This is a genomic window from Streptomyces shaanxiensis (assembly GCF_039537145.1).
Lineage (GTDB): Bacteria > Actinomycetota > Actinomycetes > Streptomycetales > Streptomycetaceae > Streptomyces > Streptomyces shaanxiensis.
Genome location: NZ_BAAAZY010000038.1, coordinates 1 through 21663, shown reverse-complemented (window position 1 = coordinate 21663; position 21663 = coordinate 1). Strand labels below are relative to the sequence as shown.

Here is a 21663-nt window from a genome sequence, read left to right as displayed (position 1 = left end):
GATCGAACACCACCTGTTTCCCAGCATGCCCAGCCCCAACCTGCCCAAGGCCCGCACCATCGTGCGACGCCACTGCCAGGAACTGGGTCTGGACTACGTGGAGACCGGGCTGATCACCTCCTACCGGCTGGCCCTCGCAAGTCTCCATCAGGCCGGAGCACCACTCCGGCATGCCCGCGTCCCTGCCTAGAGACGTGCCGCAGCCATCAGGGGCGGCAGCCCGGGAACCCCGTGAACACGTGAGAACCACGGAGGGCTGTTTCCCCGGGCCAGGCACCCGTTGAGTGATATTTCAGCAGGTCAGGGCCCTACCGAGGGGAAACTCCCAAAGCGGGTTCGGCGGGTTCGGCGGGTTCGGCGGGTTCGAATCCTGCCGGACACATCGCGTTACCGCTCTGACCTGAGCCACGCTGTCGGAGATCATCTCCCGCCGAACGCGGCGCCTGACATCGTCGAGATGCGCCGTCGTGAGACGAACTCGTCGACGATGCACGGGAGTTTCTTCTGCGCCCTGCGTCAACGGCGAAGAGCCCGGGCCGCCTCACGCTCATGGCGCGGCCACACGGGTGGTTCTGCGCGGAGCGCCTACGCCCGCATTCGGTTTCGCAACGCCTTTTCCGTACAGGGAACTTGGGCCGGTCGCGGGGCCGACACCCTTGCCCGTTGGTCATACGATCCGGCGTGCCGACGAGCAGATATCGGATATCTGCGCATTAACCTCTCGTCACCTTATGACGTGGCGGATCGCGTACGCATACGCGTCCGCTTCAACGCTCGGAGAAGACATGCGCAAGCCTCGCAAGACCGCTGTCGTGGCCGTCCTCCTCAGCGCCCTCGGCTTCCTCGGCGCCGGCACCGCCTACGCCGACGGGCACGGACACGAACACGGGCAAAAGCACGGGCAGAAGCACGGACAGAAGCACGGAAAGAAGCACGGAAAGAAGCACGGACACGGGCACAAGCACCAAGGTAAAGAGAGCAAGAAGCAGGAGAGCCAGACGCTCCTCATCAGCCAGAGCACCACATGCAGCACGGTCGAGGAGAACATCGACGTGCAGGGCCAGTACGGGTTCCAGAACGGCCTGCAGGGCAACCGGTCCAACGGCACGGGCTCGCCCGGCTCGCAGACCACCAGCCTTGGCTCGAGCCAGGGCTGCAACAACACCGTCGTCCTCGGCAAGTAGCTCGCATGGGCCCCGGCGCCGGGACCCGGGGCCCCTATCTCCTGCCCCAAGGGACCGGTTGGCCGTTGGCCGTCTCACGGACCGCGCGGAACGGACCTCGGACTCCTCGTCCGGGGCCGTCTGCGTGAGCGGTGCGTCGTCGTCGGGCTCGGGCCCCGCTTCGGGCACGGTGTTCTCGGAGGGCTTCCTCGTTCGACGGTACTCCGTGGCACGCGGCGGCCGGGAAGCCCGCCGGTCGCACCCGAGGACTACGAGGTATGCCGGAGTAAAGTGAAAGATCCGGTCTGCTGATTTGTTCCCGACAACGAGGTCGCCATGCAGCCCATGGAAACACCCCCGGACGGGCACGCCGAGGTACGCGTCGTCGCCGCCTCCCCCGAGGTCGCCCGTCGCGTCGCGGAGGTTCTCCGCCGCTGCTTCGCCGCCACCGAGCAGCGCAGCTATCCCGCGGGCACTGAGGGAGGGACCTGCCTCCAGCTCACCGTGGACACCACCCGCCCGGCAGAACCGGCGCGGTCCTGGCTGGAGACCAGCCGCTCCTCGGAGGACGACCGCCGACGTAAGTGAGCCGACGTCCAGGAGGATCACCCGTATCGCGGTCAACCCCCGCCACCGGCCGATCCTCCCGCCCAGGAGCTTCGTCAACGACCATGTGATGAAGGTCGGTTGGTTCACCTCTGAGCCGGATCCCCACGCAGGCCGAGCAGTGCTTGACGGGTCCCGTCACACGGGATCGGCTGCGGCGGCCGCCATGAGCGGTTCCGCGGCCTCCTCGGTCGTATCCGGAGGCACGACCAGCAGGTCCCAGCGCCCCCGGCCGGGGGCGAGCAGGACGATCGTGTGCGGGGCGGACACCGCCACGGTCCTGTGCAGTCGTACGGCCTGGTCGAGGACGAGCATCCGGCCGGGCACCGCGGACCACGTCGCCCCGTGGACGGTGACGCTGGTGATGTGACCCCACGCGCGCGGCAATCCAGCGAGCAGCTGGGGGAGTTCGGCGAGCAGGTCGTACGAGCGGGGCCACCACGCTCCGTCGATGGGCCGGGGCATGCCGCCGTGGGGGGCCAGGCGCATGCGCAGGAGGGGGTGGGAGGGAAGCGGGGGTTGCAGTGCGGTGGTCATGAAGGCTCCTGTCGACTGCCGTGCCGTGCCGCGGAGGTGGGAGAGAGGGAGGCGTGTGGTCGGCGTCAGGCGCGACGGGCCACGACCCGCTCGGCAGTCGGCCAGCGCACGTCGTGCACCCAGCCGAGGCGTTCGAGGAGCCGGATGACGGCGGCGGAGGGGTCGAGCTGGCCGCGGTCGACGCCGTGGCGGGCGCTGGTGGGGTCGGCGTGGTGGAGGTTGTGCCAGCTCTCGCCGAACGAGAGCAGGGCGAGGGGCCACAGATTGGTGGCCCGGTCGTGGCGCCGGGTGCGGAACGGACGCTCACCGATCAGGTGACAGAGCGAGTTCACGCTCCAGGTGACGTGATGCAGCAGCGCGATGCGCACAAGTCCCGCCCACAGCAGGGCGGTTACGCCGTACAGCCACGTACCGCCGATGGCCCAGCCCACCGCGAACGGCAGGGCGAGCGTGAGGACACACAGCGCCGGGAAGGCGCGGGCGATCGCGCGGATGTCGCGGTCGGCGAGCAGGTCGGGGGCATAACGCTGCGGCGGCGTACGGTCGTTGCGGAACAGCCAGCCGACGTGTGCGTGCAGCAGCCCGCGCAACTGGCCGCGCAGATGCGTGCCGTAGCGGTACGGGGAGTGCGGGTCCCCCGGCCGGTCGGTGAACGCGTGGTGGCGGCGGTGGGTCGCGACCCAGCCGATGACGTCGCCCTGGAAACTCATCGACCCTGCCACCGCGAGCGCGATGCGCACGGGGCGGACGGCCCGGTAGCCGCCGTGGGTGAGGCCGCGGTGGAATCCGACCGTGACGCCGAGACCCGTGATCGTGTACAGGACGAGGGCGATCACGATGTCGGCGGGACTGATGAGCCTCCCCCACAGCAGCCAGCCGGCGAGGCCGATCGCCACGAACGGCAGGGCGACGATCATCGCCGTCACCGTGACGTACAGCCGCTCACCGCCCTCACGCGCGGGCGCCGGGCCGTCCGGCGGGAAGGGAGACGTCCCGTCGTAGCCCTGGGGCGACGGGGCGGGGTCCGACGGTGTGACCGTCGTGGACGTGCTCGGACCGTGTGGCATGCCTGGCTCCTCGGCCTGGATGCGGATGGCGCGGCCGGGGTCACGGGCTGCCCATGTGAGGGGAGGCGCGAGGACGGGGCCGGTTCGGACACCGGCATACGAAGAGCCCTCGCTTCCTCCACCGTACTCCCGCACGCTCCGGGACGAGGCGCGCCGGGTCGCGTGGCCACCACGTTGACACGGACGGTCGGCGGACGTTGACTGGCAGCACGGTGCAGGGCCATGCCACTCCGGAACACACGGCGAAGCATTCCGCCTTCCCGCCTCGCCCAGACCCCGCGGGAACTCATCCACCGGACAACAGTGAGGCTGGCCATGACCGTTTCGCGGACCGTCAGGAACAAGGCGCAGACGATGAAGGGCAGGATCACGGAAGAGCTCGGCCGGGTCACCCGCAACAGGCGACTGCAGCGCCGAGGCAGGGCTGACCGGGTTTCCGGCAGCCTCAAACAGGGCGTCGAGAAAGTCAGGGGCGCCCTCAGGCGGGACGGAAGCGGCCCTCGATGATGTACGACCAGACACGCGCCCAGCAGCCCGCGGGGCAGACCCGGGGTCCCGCGGAGCGCCGTACCCCGGGCCCGGAGCCGCTGCTCCCGTCGGACGAACGGGACAAGATCGTCCTGCGCCTCCGGCACGCCCTCAACACCTTCGCCGACGCCCCGCGCGAGGCGCTGGAAGAGGCCGAGAGCGCCTATGACGAAGCCACCGCGCAGCTCGTGAGCGCCCTCGCGGAGCGGCGGCGTGTCCTGCACGCAGGGTGGCAGGACGGGGATCCCGGGACACAGTCCGACCGACTCCGGCTCGCGCTGAGGCAGTACCGGGAGATCACCCAGCGACTGCTCCACATCTAGGCGGCCACTTCTCCGCGCCGCGGCGGAGCGCGGAGTAGTGTGAACAGTACCGAGGGCATTTCGCACACCGGCTTCCACGCCGGGTCGTTCTTGGCGAAAGATGAAACCCGGGCCGCCGCGAAGGCGGCCCGGAGACGGGTCCGCATCATGTCGGCGACCTTGCTTCCACCCCTGCCGCACCCCGAGCCCGTCGCAGCCCCGGCCGCGCGTCTCGCCCTGAAGACCGACGGCACCTCCCGTGGACTCCTGGACGGTGCCTGGTGGCCCCGCTCCCGGGACCTGCTGAGCGAGCTGCCGGCACTGACCGAGGTGTTGGACCCCTTGTGGGGCCGCATCACGCGCGTCGCCGTCAACCCGGAGCACTGGCCGGTCATCCCCCGCAAGGTTCCCGTGGACGGCCACATCGTCAAGGTCGGCTGGTTCACCCCGGAAATCGACCCGCACAAGCTGCTGCTGCTCTCCTACGGCACCGGGCGCTGGGACCTGCTGGTCATCCCGCCCGAGACCGGCGCGGAGTCGGCGGCCCGGCTGATGGCTGCCGCGTCCGACTACGACGGCCCGCCGCTGACCGCGAGCGCGCTCATCGCCGCGGACGAGGCCCGGCACGGCGTCTCCGCGACCGACGAGCCACTGGACCCGGACGAGCCATGGGAGTACGAGGGCGGCGCCTCCGCCATGTCCGCGGCCGTTCCGGAACAGACCGGTCCGCCCGACCGGGCCGGCCGCCTGATCATCGGTCTGTGAGGTGGCCGCAATGAACACCTTCCTGACAGTCGTCGCCTTCATGGTTCTCATCGCGGCGGCGGCATACGTCATCCACCGGCTCAACATCCAGCACGCCGACAGAATCGCCGTGCGCCGGTACAGCGCCACCCGGCCCGGCCGCCTTGGCCACGGCACACCGCAGCCCCCGGTGGGATCGGACCGGTCCGAGTCGCCGACCACCGGCGAACGGCGGGACCACCGCGACGAGGGCCGCCGCCGCAGCCGTACCCCTCACCACAGGTGAGGCGACCCGGGCAGGCGAGCACTGATCACTCTGGCCGGTGAGCTGCACCACCCGTCCCCGCAGACCGCGCGAGGACTACGCTGCTGTGCAGACGTCCCAGACCCCGGCGGCACGCTGTTACTGAACACAGATGGCTGCCCGGTGCGGACTCCTCGTCTGTCACCAGGCGCATCCCTGGAGGGAACCGGGTGGGTCCTCCGGTCTGCTGCGCAGGCTGTCGGACCGGCCACTGCTCCGCCTCCGCCGAAAGTACGCCCCTGCCGGGAGCACGCCCACGGGGCCGGAACTCCGGCCCACGGTGCCGGCTGCCGGATGGCCCTGCGAACCGAGGCTTCATGCCCCTGCCACAGCTCACCGCCTACCGCCATGACCGAAGGAAACAGGCGCTGATCACCCTGTCCGGTGAGATCGACGTCGACCTCACACCCGTCGCCTGCTGCGACTGCAACGACACCCCGACCGCGCCCCGTCCAGCCCCGCCGCACCGGCCCGTCCCGCCTGCGCCTGTTCTCTCGGGCGATGTGCGATGACGGCCGAACCTGGGCGGGGACAGTCACGGAAGCCGGGGAACGGCGAGCCGCCCACCGGGGCTCCGGTGCGGTTACGTCGGCTGAGCCGTTGGCTGGTGGAGGGCCTGCGTGAGGATCTGGCGGGGCTGTACGCGGTGTCCCGCGCGACGCCGCCGGGTGATCCGTACCGCCGTCCCAGCCGCCAGAACTTCCTGAACCGCCTCACCGCGGACATGCGCCGACCGGAATTCGCCATGGTGATCGCCGAGACGGACAGCCTGATGGGCTGCGCCTACGGATCCCCGGTACGCGGCGACGGCTCCTGGTGGCTCGGCTTCGACGGAGCATTGCCGCGCGGCATCGAGCAACTCACCGTGTCCGGCAACGTCTTCGCGTTCGCCGACATTCTGATCCGGCCGCACCCGCGGGACCGGGAACTCGCCCGTCGTGTGCAGGAGCGGCTGCTGACCGACCATCAGGCATCGCTCGGTGCCACGCTGGTGGACCGGGCCGATCGCCAGGCCCTCGCTGCGCTCCGCTCCTCGGGGTGGCTGGACGTCGGAGAGCTCCGCAGGCCCACGGGAGCCCCCACGTTCCGCGTGCTGGTACTTCCCCTCGGGGAACGCACCACGGCGAGGCTGGAGGGACTTCTCACGATGCCTGGAGACGGTGGCCCCCGTGGGGCCTGACAGGCGGTCGACCCGCATTCGGATGCTGGTGGCCGAGCAGGCGGTCCGACGAGGTGCCCGGGTGAGTGTGGTGGACGTGTGCACCGCGGCCGTGGCCGCGCTGCCGGTCGGCGGGGCCGGGCTGTCGGCGATGTCGCGGACCGCGGCGAGCCATCCGTTGTGCAGCACCGACGACATCAGCGAGCGACTGGAAGAGCTCCAGCTCACGCTGGGCGAGGGGCCCTGCGTGGACGCCTTTGTACGCGGCTCGGCCGTCCTGACGTCCGATCTGCGCACCACTGAACTTCAGGACCACTGGGCGGTGTTCGCCGATGCGGCCCTGGAAGCCGGAGCCCGCGCGGTGTTCTCGCTCCCCCTGCAGAAGGGGGCGATCAGCCCGGGCGTTCTGGACCTGTACGCCAACATTCCGACCGTACTGGACACGGAGGACCTGGCCGACGCACTGGCGTTCGCCGATCTCGCGACGCTGCTCCTGCTCGACACGAGGATCGACGAGACGGGCGCGCCGACCGGCGGGCCGACGCCGGACCGCGGCTTCGAGGACCTGGGCGCCTACCGGGCGGAGATCGACCAGGCCAGCGGGATACTCACGGTTCAGCTCGGCGTCGGCATCGAAGAAGCCTTCGCCCGACTCCGCGCCCACGCCTATGCGCAGGGCCGCCGGCTCGCGGACGTGGCCGCCGACGTGGTGGCCCGACGGCTTCGTTTCTCCCCGGACGCGGAGCCGGACCAGGACGAGGAGGGAACCTGACGTATGGGTCCCGGCCGAGGAACGTGCCGTCCTTCCCGCCTCTTCCGGCAGGGACTAGTCTCAATCGAGGGTGCCTACGATGGACCAACAGCTTCTGGCCAAGACCTTCGTCGAGCTGGCCGACAATCTGGTCGCCGACTTCGACATCATCGATTTTCTGCGCCTGCTGACCGACCGCTGCGTCGGCATGCTCGATGCGAGCGCCGCCGGGGTGCTGCTCGCCGACCGGGACGGCAAACTCCGCGTCATGGCCGCCTCCGACGAACGGGTGCGCCTGCTGGAGCTCTTCCAGCTCCAGAACGACGAGGGCCCCTGCCTCGAGTGCTTCCGCACCGGCGTACCGGTGATCGTCCCCGATCTCGGCACGGCGACGGCCCGCTGGCCGCGCTTCTCGGTGGCGGCCCGGCGCAGCGGGTTCGGGGCGGTCCAGGCCCTGCCCATGCGTCTGCGGGACGAGATCGTCGGCGCCCTGAACCTCTTCCACACCTCCCCCGACCCCTTCGACCCGGCCGCCACACCCGTCGCCCAGGCCCTGGCCGACGTCGCCACCATCAGCCTGCTGCAACAACGCACCGCTGAGCGCAGCACGGTGCTCAACGAACAGCTGCAGACGGCGCTGAACAGCCGGGTACTGATCGAACAGGCCAAGGGGAAGCTCGCCGAACGCCAGGGCATCGACATGGAACAGGCGTTCACCGCGCTGCGCGGGTACGCCCGCGCCCACAACCGGCGCCTGGCCGATGTGGCCCGCGCCCTCATCGACAGCTCCGAACCCCTCACCGGTCTGGGGTCCTGACCACGCCCTTGCCGTGGCTCGCTACAGGTGACAGGGAACGGCCCACACCGCCCCGTGCCCGCAACCTCGGGCGGAGCGCCGCGTTGTCACCTCCGGTCCGCCGGATGGAGGCGCCTCAGTGCTCGGCGCAGCTCGGACTGCATCGGTTCGGGGAGCGACCGGCCCTTCGTCGTGGCGACCAGGGCCGCGGCCACGTCCCGGAGCTTGATGTTGCAGTGCTGCGACACCTCCACCAGCAGGTCCCAGGCCATGTCGCTGGAACACGGCGCCAGGGCCATCACCATGCCCCGCGCCTGGTCGATCACCGCATGACTGGCCAGCGCCTGCCTCAACTGCTCGTTTGTGACGCGTAGTTCGTGGACCTCGGCCAGCAACGCCGCGTCCTCCGCCGAAGGCGCAGCTCTCGACCACCGCTGTTCTCCACGGGGTGTAGTCACCTGGTGCATGGCCCGTACCTCACAGGGCGGTCAGCTCCGCTCTCGACGATCTCGACGTGTCCGGCCCTGGCAACAGCCGTACCGGAGCCCGTGGCCACCCGGCCACTTCACGGGTACCTGCGGCGTTCGCGGTCCCGCCGGTCCTCGCGCCGCCAACGCGCCCGGTTCTGACGGCTGTAACGACGGTCCCAGCGTTCCTGACGATTCCGGCGCTCCTGGTAGTCCCGGTAGTCCCCGAGATCGGAACTGCCGCTACGGCTCCGGCCTCCGCCGCGATCGCGGCCGTGGCGGGTGGCGGCGTAGACGAGCACAGCCGCGGCCACCCACCAGATGGGATCGAGGAAACCGAAGCCGAACAGGGCCGCGATGAGGATGAGGAGCAGGACGAGCACGGTGGGCCTCCCCGGGAGCTGGATACGGCGTCGATACCGGGGACTGGGGCCTCACCCCACAGCGTAGCCCTGTCCAAAGGTTGTGGATACCGTGCGAGGTCAGCGCGTCCCGCCCGGCACAGACGGCTGCTTGGCACCTGTCGGGAACTGCTGCGAGGGCTGGCGTGCGGCATGCACCGGGCGGGCGCCGCAAACCTACTCACGCCGTTTCAGCGCGTGTGCCATGCGCGGGAGTTCCTCGTACAGCAGTCGGCCGACCAGCGCACCGCCGAAGACGACGACACCCACGCCGACCAGCCAGGACTGGATGACCAGGACGGTTCCGACGGGGCCGTAGGTGACGGCGTTGGACGCGATCAACGGTGAGAAGACGAGCCGGGAGAAGATCCTCAGGCCGAGCAGCCCGCTCGCGGTGGCCACGGCGCCCGGCAGCAGGGCGCGCCAGCGGATCCGCCCGCCGAGCAGCAGGCGCTGGGACCACCACAGGAACAGCACGGCGCTCAGCAAGGCCACGGCCCCGCCCGCCAGGGGTTCGCGGCGCAGCGTGGTGGTGCCGGAGACGAAGAGGTATCCGGTGAGGATGCCGAGCCACACGACATGCCGCCATCTGGCCCACCAGCGGGCCGGGGGCAGGTCCCAGACCTTCTCGTAGCCGGTCTGCACCGCCGCCCCGAAGGTCAGACCGAACACGGCGAGGGCGGCGAGACCGAACGCGGTCGTGGTCCGAAGTGCCTGGCCGGGCCGGATGAACAACTGCTCGACCTGCCGCCCGGAGGCCCTCGACACGCCAAGCCCCTCCCCCAGCCACTGCGCGAACCCCCGCCCGTGCTCGGGATCGGCAGAGGAGACGATGATCAGCAGCGGCACCAGTGTGAGAAACCCCAGCGCGGCAAAGCCCAGCGAACGTGACCACAGCTCAATGTCCCTGCTCCGCCGCCATCCGCGCCCGACCGGCGAACGACTGATCACGTGGCGCAGTTGCCCGAACCAGGACGAACGGTCGGCGGCACCGGAAGGCTTCATCGGCATACCTGTCGACTACCACGGTCGATACGGTCACCGCGCGAGGGCGCGACGCAGAGATTCGCGGATAACCTGGAAGAACAGAGGGCTACCGGGCTCAGCGGGCTGCGACTGCCCGAGGGGGCGGCTCGTACCGGCCCGGATCAACGCCTCAGGAGGCAGGCCATGATCCATTCAGCCGATATCCGCGAGTGGCGCAACCACAGCGTCGTCGACCCGAAGGGCCGCAAGATCGGCGTGCTCGAAGCGGTCTACGTCGACACCACCACCGACGAACCGGCGATGGCCACGGTCCGCACCGGGCTCCCCACCCGCCACCACCTGGCCTTCGTACCCCTCGACGAGGCAACTCTCGGCCCTGACTACGTCAAGGTCTCCTACACCAAGACGCTGGTCAAGAAGGCGCCTTCGCTCGGCATGGACGACATCCTGCCCGCCGAGTCGGAGGAAGCGATCTTCCAGCACTACGACATGCCCTACCGGACGGGCGCACGCGGCGAGCGGCAACTCGCGCGCCGCTGATCGCCCGCGCTCAGCCCCCGATGGAGGCGTACGGGTCATGGCCCTCTTGCTGTTTCTCCTTCTGGTCGCCGTTGTGCTGGGCATCATCGGAGTGGCCGCGGAAGGGTTGGGCCACCTGCTGATCATCGGCATCGTGATCCTGGTGGCCGCGCTGGGCCTCATCGCCGTCCGCTGGTCCCAGCGCGCCGGTCACCGCCCCATCCGATGACGAACGACACCCTGCACTCCGTGGACGCCCAGCCGTCGGGAGGCCGGGGCGGGGGCGGAGCCGGATGTCCGTCCCCTTTTCCCGGTCAGGCCAGTCCGAACCTCTCGGCGTGCACCTGTCGCGCCGGGACCCGCAGGTCTCGCAGGCCGGACAGCGCGGCCGCGGTCATGGCGGGCGGGCCGCAGACGTACACGTCGCGTTCGGTGACGTCGGGGACCAGCCGGTGCAGGTTGTCCGGGCCGAACGGCGGGGCGCCGCCCTCGGCGGTCCTGCCGGTGAGCAGGTGCAGGCGCCCGCCCCGGAGGGCGACCAGGTGGCGCACCTCGTTCAGCAGCACGGCGTCGGCCTCGCTGCGAACGCGGTACAGCACGACGACGTCACCGGTCGCCTGCTCCTCCAGCATCGCCCGCACGGGCGTGATCCCCACGCCGCCGGCGATCAGCAGGACGCCGGGCCGGGTCCGGTGCAGCGAGGTGAACGCCCCGTACGGCCCCTCGACGAAGGCCCGGCTGCCGACGGGGACGTCCCGCAGGCCGGCGCTGGCGCTGCCGGCCGCCTTCGCCGTGAGGCGCAGGCCCTGACCGCCCGGCGCCGACGACAGCGAGAAGGGGTTGGCCAGCCACCAGTGGTTGTGCCCGGGGAACCGCCAGATGCAGAACTGGCCCGCGCGGGCGGGGAGTTTGTCGAGGTGTCGGCCGGTGACGTACACGGAGACCACGTTGTCCGACTCCGGCACCACGGCCGCCACACGGAACTGGTGGTAGGCGTTGCGCCACAGCGGCATGACGAGCCGCCCGGTCAGCAGGGCGCCGAAGGCGAACAGCCACAGGATCCACCAGTAGGCCGTGGCGAACGCGGAGGACGTGAAGGTCGTGGTCTCCTGCAGCTGGTGGACGAACGCCAGGCCCAGGGCCACGTAGAGCAGCAGGTGCAGTCCGTGCCAGACCTCGTACCGCAGCCGCCGCCGCAGGGATCGGGTGGAGGTCACGGCGACCACGAGGACGACGGCCGCGGCGAGCATGCCCAGCAGGGAGGCCGGCACCCCGCTCAGGGCGACGAACGTCTTCCCCATGGACGCGTCGTCGAGCGTCGCGTAGCCGAGCACCACCAGCGTGGCGTGGGTGAGGACGGTCCACAGCAGGGAGAAGCCGACCCAGCGGTGCCACACCGTGAGCCGGTCCATCCCGATACGGCGGTCCAGCCACGGCAGCCGGGCCACCAGCAGCAGTTGGAACAGCATCAGCAGGGCCGCGTGCAGTCCGAAGAACTTCGCGACCGTGAGCACCCCGTTCTTGCCCGAACCGGCGCTGAGGAACAGCGCCTCGACGATCACCACGTTGACGATGACGAACGTCCACATCGCCCAGCGCGCCGCATCCACCGGAAGCACGGTGCCGCTGCGCACCGTGTTGCTCGTAGCCGCCATGGTTGCCTCTCATCCCCCGTGGCCGCAGTACTCGCGGCCGTATGCCCAAACCCCATGAAGACCGAGGGAATCGGTCGAATGCGCACCTCGATCGGGTAAGAATACGGCGAGTTGGCCCGATCCGTTCATGCCGGAACCGTCGAATCTGACGGCGTTCGGTGCGTTCGGCGGCGTGGCGCTCCGAGGTGCCGAACAGTCGATGTGGACGGCCGTAGGGAGCGGGGCCCCCGCGGGCGCATACTGGAGGCAATGACAAAGCCTGCCGCACCGAAGCGTCATCTGCCCACCAGCCCCTTCAAGGCGCCGGTCACAGCGCCCCTCAAGCACTTCGCCGTGGGCGACAAGGTCACCCACGACATGTACGGTCTCGGCCGGGTCATCGGCATCGAGGCCGGGATCGCGGCTCTCGTGGATTTCGGCTCGACGCAAGAGCGCATCCTGAGCCCGTACGCCAAGATGACCAAGCTGTAGCACCGCGCTGTACCCAGTCATGGCCTGCCAGGCCCTCGGCGCCTGGCACGAACGGGAGACCTCTCATCGACCTGACCTCGCAGTTCTCTGCCCCGGAAGGGGCACACAACTGTCCCGCCACAGCATTGCCGCGTCCGGCGACAAACCCCTTCCAGGCCCCGGACTTCGGGGAGGACGAGACCTTCGCGTTCGAGGACGCGCCGGACGGGGTCGCCGCCGCGTCGAGGTGACAACGAGACACCCCTCGGAGTGATCTCCGGGGGGTGTTCCCCTGTGCGTGACGCGGATCGGAGAACCCGCTGTGGCGGACGACGAGTTCACCCGGGCGCTCGAAGCGGTCCTGCACGACGTGCGGGCGCAGTGTGCCGTACGACCGCGTCTGCGTGAGGACGAGGAGGACGGGCTCATTCTCCACGCGCCCGACGGCAGCGGGCTGGGCCTGACGGTCCCGCCGCCGGGCGTCACCCCCGCCGAGCGGCTGGCGAGCCTCGCGGAGCAGGTGCAGGAGTGGGCGGTGGAGGCGCTGTGGTCCGAGGGTGCGTCGGCGGTCTGGCCGCACTGTCCGGACCATCCGGACACGCATCCCCTGGAGGCCGGGGTCGTCGAGGGCACCGCGGTGTGGGCGTGCCCGAAGAGCGGGTCGGTGTTCGCGCGGGTCGGTGGGCTGGAGGGTGACGCTCGGCCGCGGCGACGCGGGGCTCGGGCGCGACGACGGTGATCTTCCCCTCCGGCGGCAGCGCGGGCGAGGACGTCGGGCCGCGCCCGCGGCGTCCCACCCGTATCGCCGACGGGCGCACACTGGAAACACAGGGGCATGTCTCGTGAGCCGGACGTGGAGGTGGGCCATGAGCACCCTCGAAGAACACGTGGATGTCGGAGTCCCGATCGACAGGGCCTGGGACGGCCTGCACCGGGTGGAGAACTATCCCCGCTTCCTGGCGGGCGTGCGCGAGGCCCGTACGGAGGCGGGCGGACGGGCCCGGCTGGATGTCGAGACGGGCGGGCTGGCTCGGGAGTTCGAGGCCGAGGTGTCGGACCGGGCGGGGGAACGCGTGCTGGAGTGGCGCACGACGGGTGATCCCCGGCTGGCGGGTTCCTTCTCGCTGCTGGCCATCGACCAGGGCCACACCCGGGTCCAGGCACGCGTCGAGTACGACCCGGGCACGGTCCGGGAGACCTTCGGCGGGCCCAAGGGGTTCGCCCAGGCGAACGCGATCGAGCGGCTCGTACGCGGTGATCTGGAGCAGTTCAAGGAGTACGTCGAACAAGGGCGGTGAGGGAACGCCGCCCCTGCCGGGCCGGGCCGAGCCGGTGAGCGCGCCGTGCGGCTCAGGGCTTGCGGCCCACCCCGCAGTACGCGTCGACCGCCGCCGTCGCGGGATCCGCCGGGCCGAGGGCGTCGGGGCGCCACTCGGGTACCTGGACGATGCCCGGATCCACCAGGTCGAGCCCGTCGAAGAAGGCGGCGATCTCGCCGATGCTGCGGACGTGGTACGGCACGGCGCCGCTCGCGTTGTACGCCTCCGACGCGGCGATCATGCCCTCGCTCGTGGCGGTGCTGTCGCTGATCACGAGGTGGCTGCCCGAGGGGAGGCCGGCCAGGAGGCGGCGTACCAGGTCGCAGGCCTGATCGTGGTCGGCGACGTGGCCAAGCGTGTTGAGGATCATCAGGGCGACCGGGCGGGAGAGGTCGAGCGTGCCCGCGGCGGCCTCCAGGACGGCCTCGGGGTCGTACAGGTCGGCGTCCAGATACGTCGTCATGCCCTCGGGGGTGCTGGTGAGCAGCGCGCTCGCGTGGGTCAGCACGACGGGGTCGTTGTCGACGTACACGATCCGCGCGTCGGGCGCGACGCGCTGGGCCACCTGGTGCGTGTTGTCGGCGGTGGGCAGACCGGTGCCGATGTCCAGGAACTGCCGTACGCCCGCCTCGCCGGCCAGATGGCGTACGGCGCGGCCCAAGAACTGGCGGCTGGTGACGGCCACGTCGATGAGGCCGGGGAAGATCTCCTTGATCTCGTCGCCGATCCGCCGGTCGACCTCGTAGTGGTCCTTTCCGCCGACGAAGTAGTTCCAGAAGCGGGCCGAGTGCGGCGTGGAGGTGTCGATCCGGGCCGGCGTCCGAGCGGCGGCGCTGATGGGGGTGTCGGGGTCGGGCACGGTGGGGCCTCCTGGGGGTGGGCGACGGTGATCAAATCAGCAACCAACCTAGGCCAACTTCCGCTGCATATGCAGGAGTTGACGGAGTTGACGCCTCATTCTCGCGACGACCGGGCCGCCAAGTCGGTGGGAACGACTCCCCTCTTGGCCGACCGGGAAGGACGCTCCAAGCCCGCCAGCACCAGCGTCACCGCGACCGACGCGGCCGCCATCGCCGTCATCCCGGTTGCCGGAGACGTCAGTTGGGCCACCGTGCCCGCGAGGGCCGCGCTCACGCCCTGCATCGTGAGCATCCCGGCGGAGCGCAACCCGAAGGCATGGCCGGCCATGTCGTCGGGCGTGAGGGACATCAGACGCTCCATCTGGACCAGGCTCGCGGCGAAACCGGCGTTGGAGAGGCACACGGCCACGCCCGCCACGACCACCCCCGGCCGCAGCACGAAGAGCAGATACGGCGTCGCCAGCAGCAGAAGCAGCGGGGTGGCCAGCCGGGGGCGCAGGGCGGGCGGTACGAAACGGCCCACGATCACGTCGCCGACGAACATGCCCAGCGCCCCGCACGCGAACAGCGCGCCGGCGGCCTCCGGGGCGTAGGAGACGTACAGGGAATCGCAGCCGACGACGAGGCCGTTGGGGATCCACAGGCCCAGGTAGGTGAGGCGGCGCGGGCGCGAGGACCACAGGAAGGCGTTCGTGCGCCAGGTCGCCGCCACCGAGAGGCGGCCCGAGGCGCGGGGCGGGCGGGCGGTCAGGCCCAGCCGGTAGCCCAGCGCGGACAGGGCGTACAGCGCTGCCGCGAGGAGCAGACAGGTGCGCGGGGACAGGAGTGCCAGGAGGGCACCGCCGGTCGCGAAACCGATGACCTGCATCAGCCCCGAGGCCATGTTGAACACCGAACGCCCCAGCACGAAACCGTCCTTGGGGAGGATCTCGTTCAGCAGCCCCCCGGTCACTCCCCCGCCCAGCGTCGCGATCAGGCCCTGCACGAGCAGGACGCCGAAGACCGCCCAGATCGGCAGCCCGGGCAGGGCCAGCACCGCCGTGACGGCCGCGAAGGCGAGCCCCATCCCGGCCAGCGCCGAACGAGGGGGCAGCCGGTCGGCGCCCGAGAGCAGGAAGGTCGCGCCCAGCACCTGCGCCAGCTGCGGCCCGAACATGCTCATCGCCGACAGCAGCGGCGAGTCGGTGGCCCGGTAGACGTGGGTGGCGAGCGCCAGACCGCCGATCGTCATGGCCGCGTTGTAGGCGGCGTAGGAGAGGAAGAACGGGGTGAACTCCGGGGTGCGGAACAGGTCGCGGTAGCTGCGCATGCACGGGAGTCTCGGAGCGGCCGGGAGGAGATCGTTATTGTTTCGCCCGTCGGCGAAACTGCGGGGGTGGTCATGGGCTGGTGGCAGCTCAACGCCGACACCCTCGTCCGCAGCCGGTTCATCGTCTGCCCGTTCACCGAGACCTTCGCGAGCCTGCGGCTGCTGCACGCGGGCACCGGAGCCCATCCGGGCGAGGAGACCTGGCTCCGCGCCCACCTGCCCGGCTACCGCGCGCTCCTCGCGGCCGACCCGGCGACCGCGCAGCTCGTGCGCGCCGGAATGGGCACGTCCTGGATCGCCGACTTCCTCGCGCCCCTGCCCCGCGACGGGACACCCCTCGAACAGACGCTGGCCCAGATCGGGGCGACCGACCCCGCCGAGGCACGGGCCGACCTCCGCGTCTCCCTGCGCGGCCCGCTCCCGGCCGCCCTGGAGCGTGACGACCTCCCGGAGCGGGCGGCCGCGCTCCTCGCCTACGTCTGGACGCAGACCGTACGGCCGTACTGGGACCGTCGGCGGCGGATCCTGGAGGCGGACGTGGTCGCCCGGACCGCGCAGGTGAGCCGGGGCGGCTGGGCGGCCGTACTGGACTCCCTGACGCCGGGGCAGACGCGCTGGCTCGGCGACAACCGGCTCCAGGTGAACCTGCACGAGCGGCCGCCCCGCGAGATCTCCGGCGCCGAACTCGTCTTCGTCCCGGTCACCGCGGGGCGCGGCTGGGCGACCTGGGAGGAGCCGAGGCGGTACGCCGTCGTCTACGGCTGCTCCGGCGCCCTCGCCGACCCCGGCGCCCGCAGCGTGCCCGCGAGCCTGGGCGCACTGCTCGGCACCGCGCGGGCCGGAGTGCTCATCCTCCTCGACTCCCCCATGAGCACCAGCCACCTGGTCGCCGTGACCGGCCAGGCCCTCGGCTCGGTCGGCCGGCATCTGCGCGTCCTGCTGGACGCGGGGCTGGTGGAGCGGCGGCGGGCGGGGCGGTCGGTGCTGTACGAGCGGACGGCGGCGGGGGCCGTACTCGTCGAGGCCTCACGTCGGCCCGACACTTACCGGAGTTAGCATCCGCTTATGACGACCACTGACAGCAACTCCCCCCTCTCCGTCGAGATCGGCTCCCTCCAGGGCGGCGCCGCCGACCTCTCCCAGTACGCGGGCAAGGCCGTGCTCATCGTGAACGTGGCTTCCAAGTGCGGCCTGACCCCGCAGTACACCGGCCTGGAGAAGCTCCAGGAGCAGTACGCGGAGCGCGGCTTCACCGTGCTCGGCGTGCCCTGCAACCAGTTCCTCGGCCAGGAGCCCGGCAGCGCCGAGGAGATCGCCGAGTTCTGCTCGGCGACGTACGGCGTGAGCTTCCCGCTGACCGAGAAGGTCGAGGTGAACGGGGAGGGCCGGCACCCGCTCTACGAGCGCCTGGTCGGGTTCGCCGACGGCGAGGGGCACAGCGGTGACATCCGCTGGAACTTCGAGAAGTTCCTCATCGGCCGCGACGGCGAGGTCGTCGCCCGCTTCTCGCCGCAGACCGAGCCGGAGTCGGCGGAGCTCGTCTCGGCGGTGGAGGGCGCGCTCGCCTGACCGGCGTTGACCTTGCCCCAGGGGCAGGGTCGAACCTCCTTCGCACCGGGCGGAAGAGCCGCCCGGTGACGGAGGATGACGTCGTGGACGACGAACTGCTCACCATCGGCTCGTTCGCCGCACGGGCCAGGCTCTCGGCCAAGGCACTGCGGCTGTACGACCGCCTGGGGCTGCTGTCCCCGGCGCACGTCGACGAGCTCAGCGGCTACCGCTACTACCGCACCGACCAGATCGAACGCGCCCGCCTCGTGGCACTCCTGCGCCAGCTGGACATGCCGCTCGCCCGGGTCGCCGAGGTCGTCGAGGCACCGGACGGGGCCGCGGCCGCCGATCGGCTCGCCGCGTACTGGGCGGACGTCGAGGCGCGGGTGGCGGGGCAGCGGACGCTCGCCGAGTACCTCCGTGGACGACTGTCGGGGAGGAGCTCCGAGATGAACGGGAAGTTCGTGGTCGAGACGGTGGACGTGCCCGAGCAGGTACTGATCACCGAGACCCGGCATGTGCTGGCGGGCGAGCTGCCCGCGTGGATCGGCGCCTCGCTGGGACGCCTGGAGGAGGCGGCGAAGGAGTGCGGCGGCATCGTGGCGGCGCCGTTCGTCGTGTACCACGCCGAGGTGTCGATGGAGAGCGACGGACCGGCCGAGTCGTGCGTGCCGGTGGCCGACGAGGCGGCGGCCCGGGCCTGGGTCGAGAAGCAGGGCCGTGCGCGGAACACGAAGGTCCGCGTGGAGTCGGCCCAGCGCCTCGCCTACACCCGCATCACCAAGGCTCAGGTGGCCCATCCGCAGATCCTGGCCGCCTTCGAGGCGGTCGAGGAGTGGATCCCGGAGCAGGGGCTGTGGCAGGCCGGCCCGTGCCGGGAGGTCTACTTCGCGGACTGGGACGCGGCAGGGGCCGAGGATCCCGTGTGTGATGTGGCGTTCCCGGTGAAGTGACCGGGACGGGCTGCGCCGGGGACCGGAGCCCGTGTCACCCCTGGCGCAGCTCCTCCGGGCACGGCGTCCCCCGCGGCACCCCGTACGGCGCCGCCAGTCGGTAGGTCCCCGCCTTCGGGGCCACCAGCATCGTCCACTGGTCGCCGAAGGAGTCCTCCTCCGTCTCCATCAGACAGCCGTTGACGTTGTCGTACGTGTTCGGCTCGTCGTCGGGACGGTTCTTGGACGCCTCCGTCTCCTGCGGCGGGTCGAGCTTCTTGCCCTCGGCGTCGACGATGCTCAGCCACGGCGAGTAGGGAATGCGGATGAGGACGCGGCCCGGCTTGCTCACCCGCATCGTCATCTCACCCTGCTCGGCCCGCTCCACGACCGCGTTCGGCTCGGCGAGCGGCGCCGGAACGGTCACCTTGAACAGCTGCCAGTTGGCGTCGCCCCACACCTGCTTCAGATACGGCATCCCGCGCTGCAGCAGCTCCCGCTCGCGCTCGGCGCCCGTGGGGTCCGGCTCGTCCTTGGGCAGGACCACGAAGTGCACGGCCCAGCGCTTGAGCCACTCGTGATAGTTCGCGGAGTTCAGCGTGTCGTCGTAGAAGAGCGGGTTGCGCTCCATGTCGGCCTGACGGTTCCAGCCGCGGGCCAGATTGAAGTACGGCGCGAGCGCGGAGGCCTCCCGGTGGGAGCGGGCGGGCACGACCTCCACCCGGCCCTTCTCGGCGCCGACCTCCTGGAGCTCGTTGACCAGCGGCGCCAGCTCGCGCGCCCAGGAGGCCTCCGGGGCGGCGTGGACGATGTCGTCGACCGTCTTGTAGCCGATCCACCCGGCGAAGGTGACCAGCGCCAGCACACCCGTGTACCACTTGCGCGAACGCGGCACCGTGAACGGCAGCGCCGCCACCAGCATCGTCCCGCCGAACAGCATCGCGAGCCGGGTGATGTTCGAGCCGATCTGCGAGCTGACCAGCCAGACGAGGATGACCGCGAGGCCGTAGACCGCCGACACCAGCCGGACCGTCTTCCACTCCTTGGGGACGATCAGGAACGTCACGACCGAGAGCAGCAGCGGCAGGAGCACCGAGCCGATCACCATCGGCTGGGTGCCGGAGAAGGGGAACAGCCACGCGGACACGGCGACGACGGCGGTCGGCGCCAGGCCCAGCGCCCACGCGCCCGGCCGTCGCTTCTGCAGGAACAGCGCGACCGCCACGAAGCCCACGAACAGCCCCGCCACCGGCGACGACATGGTGGCGAGCGCGGCCAGCGGCGCCGCACACAGCGCCTTCGCCCAGCGCTTGTAGCGCCAGCGGTACGGCCAGCAGAACACGACGGCGACCGCGCCCAGCGCGAACAGCGTGCCCAGCGCGAAGGTCACCCGCCCGGAGATCGCGTTGGCGATCAGCCCGAACACCCCGGCGAGCGCCGCCCACAGCGGATTGCGCACCGAACGGCTGCGCAGGAGCACCAGCGTCAGCAGGCCCGCGGAGATCGTCCCCGCGATCATCATCGTCGTACGGACGCCGAGGACCGACATCAGATACGGCGAGACGACGCTGTACGACACCGGGTGCATCCCGCCGTACCAGGCGAGGTTGTACGCCGAGTCGGGATGCCGGCCGACGAACTCGGCCCAGGCGTCCTGTGCCGCGAGATCGCCGCCGCTGCTTGCGAACGTGAAGAACCAGATGATGTGGAGGAGTCCGGCCAGGGCCGTGATCGACAGGACCGGATGCCTCAGCAGGCGCTCACGCAGCGCGAGGACGGCGGCCGTCAGACGGGACGGCGGTCTGTTCTCCGGACGGCTCCCACCGTCTCCCTGGCGTGGCGCGGGCACGCGTATTCGCGCACCGGCTCCCCGTCCCGGATCGGCGTCGTCTGCGCGTGTCGGCTCCGCAGTGGCCACCTTTGAGGCACTCCCCGTACTGTCCCGTCTTCTGTTCTGGCCGCGTCCCGTTTCCCGCGTGTTGTCGGCCCTGTCCCCGGGGATTTCGCGGCCGTGCCTCGTCAGCGACGACCTGCCCGTTTCGTGACGCTAGCACGCAGCCCGGCGACGGGGCGCGTCGGCGGGCTGCGTGCGGGGTGCGGTTCGGCTGCCGGTGGGTCAGGCGAGGCGGGTCAGCTTGTCCGTGAAGCCCGGTTCGGCGAGGTCCTTCTGCAGGGCCACCGGAACCTTGACCGCGCCGCTCGTTCCGTCACCGACGGTGAGCGTGCCCACCTTGGTGCCGGCCTTCGCGGTGTGCGGGACGTCGTCGGCGTCGAAGGAGAGCTTGACCTCGAGGCCGGCCCAGCCGACGGCGGTGACGTCCTTGGTGAGGACGACCGGGGTGCGGCCGCCGAGGCCGTCGTCGACGTATCCGACGACGTCGCCCTTCTTGAGGATCTTCGCCGAGGTCATGGCGTCCTGCGCGGCGATCATCGCGGTCCGGCTGACGTTGTTGACGGTGTCGATGATCGGCGCCGTGTGCTGGCCGAGGATCGCGCCCACGACGATGACCGTCTCGCCGCCGACCTCCTTGGTGGCGGCGAAGAGCAGGTTGCCGCCGGCCTTGGAGGTGGTGCCGGTCTTGATGCCGATGGCGCCGTCGTAGGGCACGAGGGCGTTCCAGTTGCGCCACTTCTGGCCGGTGGGGTCGATCCACTCGGGCAGCTTGGTGATGTCCACCAGCGCCTGCATCTTCACCAGCTCGTTGCCCAGCTTCACCTGGTCCTCGGCGGTGGAGACGGTGCTCTCCTTCAGTCCCGAGGCGTCGGTGTACGTGGTGTTGGTCATGCCGAGGTCCTCGGCGGTGGCGTTCATCTTCTCGATGAACGCCTTCTCGGTACCGGCGTCCCAACGGGCCAGCAGGCGGGCGATGTTGTTCGCGGACGGAATCATGATGGCCGCGATCGCGTCGTGCAGGGTGAGGGTGTCGCCCTTCTTGACGGTGTTGAGGGTGGACTCGCCGTCCTGGTCGTAGCCGCCCTCCTTCTCCGCCAGGGCGTCGACCTCGATCTTCTCGCCGTCCTCGCCCGGCTTCAGCGGGTGGTCCTTGAGGACGACGTACGCGGTCATGGCCTTGGCGACGGAGCCGATCGCGACCGGGGTCTGCTTGCCGAAGTTCCCCATCGTGCCGATGCCGTTGACGTCCATCCAGCCCTGGCCCTCACCGGGCCAGGGGAGGGACGCCTTGCTGCCGTCGAAGGAGTACGACTCCTCGGCGGTGAGGGCGAGGGTGGGGGTGGGCAGGGGGCGTACGGCCTG

General features: G+C 70.7%; 26 protein-coding genes and 2 pseudogenes. 18 read left to right on the top strand and 10 right to left on the bottom strand.

What is annotated here, in order from left to right:
- The 3 genes and pseudogenes from ABD932_RS43235 to ABD932_RS43225 form a co-directional block, all read left to right on the top strand.
- Positions 1–190: pseudogene (locus tag ABD932_RS43235) on the top strand (acyl-CoA desaturase); the annotation flags it as partial.
- Positions 191–785: 595 nt separating this feature from the next.
- On the top strand, positions 786–1184 hold the full coding sequence (locus tag ABD932_RS43230; protein WP_345021991.1) for a hypothetical protein: 399 nt from the start codon (positions 786–788) through the stop codon (positions 1182–1184).
- A 315-nt stretch (positions 1185–1499) separates the two neighbouring features.
- Positions 1500–1751, top strand: coding sequence for a hypothetical protein (locus ABD932_RS43225; RefSeq protein WP_345021989.1), 252 nt, complete (start codon positions 1500–1502; stop codon positions 1749–1751).
- 156 nt (positions 1752–1907) lie between these two features.
- Here the strand turns inward: ABD932_RS43225 and ABD932_RS43220 are convergent, their stop codons facing one another.
- Together ABD932_RS43220 and ABD932_RS43215 are read right to left on the bottom strand one after the other, a co-directional pair.
- A complete protein-coding gene (locus tag ABD932_RS43220) occupies positions 1908–2306 on the bottom strand; it encodes a DUF5994 family protein (RefSeq protein ID WP_345021987.1) in 399 nt (132 codons plus the stop codon).
- Between the two features lie 65 nt (positions 2307–2371).
- Positions 2372–3373 carry an acyl-CoA desaturase gene (locus tag ABD932_RS43215; protein WP_345021985.1) on the bottom strand — a complete coding sequence of 334 codons (1002 nt, stop codon included), beginning with the start codon at positions 3371–3373 and terminating at the stop codon, positions 2372–2374.
- A 503-nt stretch (positions 3374–3876) separates the two neighbouring features.
- Here ABD932_RS43215 and ABD932_RS43210 point away from each other — a divergent pair.
- The 7 genes from ABD932_RS43210 to ABD932_RS43180 all read left to right on the top strand — a co-directional run bounded on the left by ABD932_RS43210 (position 3877) and on the right by ABD932_RS43180 (position 7978).
- Positions 3877–4224, top strand: a complete 348-nt coding sequence (locus tag ABD932_RS43210) for a hypothetical protein (protein ID WP_345021983.1) — start codon at positions 3877–3879, stop codon at positions 4222–4224.
- A 39-nt stretch (positions 4225–4263) separates the two neighbouring features.
- Positions 4264–4968, top strand: a complete 705-nt coding sequence (locus tag ABD932_RS43205) for a DUF5994 family protein (RefSeq protein WP_345021981.1) — start codon at positions 4264–4266, stop codon at positions 4966–4968.
- Between the two features lie 10 nt (positions 4969–4978).
- Complete coding sequence (locus ABD932_RS43200) at positions 4979–5233, top strand: hypothetical protein (RefSeq protein WP_345021979.1); 255 nt, start codon at positions 4979–4981, stop codon at positions 5231–5233.
- A gap of 335 nt (positions 5234–5568) precedes the next feature.
- Positions 5569–5763: a hypothetical protein gene (locus ABD932_RS43195; protein ID WP_345021977.1), complete on the top strand. Its 195-nt coding sequence runs from the start codon at positions 5569–5571 to the stop codon at positions 5761–5763.
- On the top strand, positions 5760–6431 hold the full coding sequence (locus ABD932_RS43190) for a hypothetical protein (RefSeq protein WP_345021975.1): 672 nt from the start codon (positions 5760–5762) through the stop codon (positions 6429–6431). The genes ABD932_RS43195 and ABD932_RS43190 overlap by 4 nt, the downstream gene beginning before the upstream one ends.
- 61 nt (positions 6432–6492) lie before the next feature.
- Entirely contained in the window at positions 6493–7182 is a 690-nt protein-coding gene (locus ABD932_RS43185) for an ANTAR domain-containing protein (RefSeq protein ID WP_345021974.1), read from the top strand.
- 79 nt (positions 7183–7261) lie between these two features.
- Positions 7262–7978 carry a GAF and ANTAR domain-containing protein gene (locus ABD932_RS43180; RefSeq protein ID WP_345021972.1) on the top strand — a complete coding sequence of 239 codons (717 nt, stop codon included), beginning with the start codon at positions 7262–7264 and terminating at the stop codon, positions 7976–7978.
- Between the two features lie 86 nt (positions 7979–8064).
- On the opposite strand, the gene ABD932_RS43175 is transcribed toward ABD932_RS43180, so the two are convergent.
- From ABD932_RS43175 to ABD932_RS43165, 3 genes are all read right to left on the bottom strand, one after another.
- The gene (locus tag ABD932_RS43175) at positions 8065–8424 is read right to left on the bottom strand and encodes an ANTAR domain-containing protein (protein ID WP_345021970.1); all 360 of its coding nucleotides are present in this window, start codon (positions 8422–8424) and stop codon (positions 8065–8067) included.
- A gap of 98 nt (positions 8425–8522) precedes the next feature.
- The gene (locus tag ABD932_RS43170; protein WP_345021968.1) at positions 8523–8807 is read right to left on the bottom strand and encodes a hypothetical protein; all 285 of its coding nucleotides are present in this window, start codon (positions 8805–8807) and stop codon (positions 8523–8525) included.
- A 195-nt stretch (positions 8808–9002) separates the two neighbouring features.
- A complete protein-coding gene (locus ABD932_RS43165) occupies positions 9003–9836 on the bottom strand; it encodes a YhjD/YihY/BrkB family envelope integrity protein (protein ID WP_345021966.1) in 834 nt (277 codons plus the stop codon).
- A gap of 159 nt (positions 9837–9995) precedes the next feature.
- Here ABD932_RS43165 and ABD932_RS43160 point away from each other — a divergent pair, with 159 nt between their 5' ends.
- Both ABD932_RS43160 and ABD932_RS43155 read left to right on the top strand, forming a co-directional pair.
- Positions 9996–10352 carry a PRC-barrel domain-containing protein gene (locus ABD932_RS43160; RefSeq protein WP_345021965.1) on the top strand — a complete coding sequence of 119 codons (357 nt, stop codon included), beginning with the start codon at positions 9996–9998 and terminating at the stop codon, positions 10350–10352.
- A 37-nt stretch (positions 10353–10389) separates the two neighbouring features.
- Entirely contained in the window at positions 10390–10560 is a 171-nt protein-coding gene (locus ABD932_RS43155) for a hypothetical protein (RefSeq protein WP_345021963.1), read from the top strand.
- An 85-nt stretch (positions 10561–10645) separates the two neighbouring features.
- Here ABD932_RS43155 and ABD932_RS43150 read toward each other — a convergent pair whose 3' ends face one another.
- Positions 10646–11986 (bottom strand): ferredoxin reductase family protein, encoded by a 1341-nt coding sequence (locus ABD932_RS43150; protein WP_345021962.1) that lies wholly within the window; start codon positions 11984–11986, stop codon positions 10646–10648.
- Between the two features lie 249 nt (positions 11987–12235).
- On the opposite strand from ABD932_RS43150, the gene ABD932_RS43145 reads away from it, so the two are divergent.
- The 3 genes from ABD932_RS43145 (at position 12236) to ABD932_RS43135 (ending at position 13734) form a co-directional block, all read left to right on the top strand.
- Entirely contained in the window at positions 12236–12457 is a 222-nt protein-coding gene (locus ABD932_RS43145; RefSeq protein ID WP_345021961.1) for a CarD family transcriptional regulator, read from the top strand.
- Positions 12458–12734: 277 nt separating this feature from the next.
- Positions 12735–13175 (top strand): hypothetical protein, encoded by a 441-nt coding sequence (locus ABD932_RS43140; RefSeq protein ID WP_345021960.1) that lies wholly within the window; start codon positions 12735–12737, stop codon positions 13173–13175.
- A 127-nt stretch (positions 13176–13302) separates the two neighbouring features.
- A complete protein-coding gene (locus ABD932_RS43135; RefSeq protein ID WP_345021958.1) occupies positions 13303–13734 on the top strand; it encodes an SRPBCC family protein in 432 nt (143 codons plus the stop codon).
- 52 nt (positions 13735–13786) lie between these two features.
- Here ABD932_RS43135 and ABD932_RS43130 read toward each other — a convergent pair whose 3' ends face one another.
- A complete protein-coding gene (locus ABD932_RS43130; RefSeq protein ID WP_345021956.1) occupies positions 13787–14614 on the bottom strand; it encodes an SAM-dependent methyltransferase in 828 nt (275 codons plus the stop codon).
- A 95-nt stretch (positions 14615–14709) separates the two neighbouring features.
- Positions 14710–15924 (bottom strand): MFS transporter, encoded by a 1215-nt coding sequence (locus tag ABD932_RS43125; RefSeq protein ID WP_345021954.1) that lies wholly within the window; start codon positions 15922–15924, stop codon positions 14710–14712.
- Positions 15925–15996: 72 nt separating this feature from the next.
- On the opposite strand from ABD932_RS43125, the gene ABD932_RS43120 reads away from it, so the two are divergent.
- The 3 genes from ABD932_RS43120 to ABD932_RS43110 all read left to right on the top strand — a co-directional run bounded on the left by ABD932_RS43120 (position 15997) and on the right by ABD932_RS43110 (position 18428).
- Positions 15997–16980: an ArsR/SmtB family transcription factor gene (locus ABD932_RS43120; RefSeq protein WP_345021953.1), complete on the top strand. Its 984-nt coding sequence runs from the start codon at positions 15997–15999 to the stop codon at positions 16978–16980.
- Between the two features lie 9 nt (positions 16981–16989).
- On the top strand, positions 16990–17493 hold the full coding sequence (locus tag ABD932_RS43115; RefSeq protein ID WP_345021951.1) for a glutathione peroxidase: 504 nt from the start codon (positions 16990–16992) through the stop codon (positions 17491–17493).
- A 65-nt stretch (positions 17494–17558) separates the two neighbouring features.
- On the top strand, positions 17559–18428 hold the full coding sequence (locus ABD932_RS43110; protein WP_345021949.1) for a MerR family transcriptional regulator: 870 nt from the start codon (positions 17559–17561) through the stop codon (positions 18426–18428).
- 34 nt (positions 18429–18462) lie between these two features.
- On the opposite strand, the gene ABD932_RS43105 is transcribed toward ABD932_RS43110, so the two are convergent.
- Both ABD932_RS43105 and ABD932_RS43100 read right to left on the bottom strand, forming a co-directional pair.
- Entirely contained in the window at positions 18463–20325 is a 1863-nt protein-coding gene (locus tag ABD932_RS43105) for an MFS transporter (RefSeq protein ID WP_345021947.1), read from the bottom strand.
- 198 nt (positions 20326–20523) lie between these two features.
- Positions 20524–21663, bottom strand: a pseudogene (locus tag ABD932_RS43100) (D-alanyl-D-alanine carboxypeptidase); the annotation flags it as partial.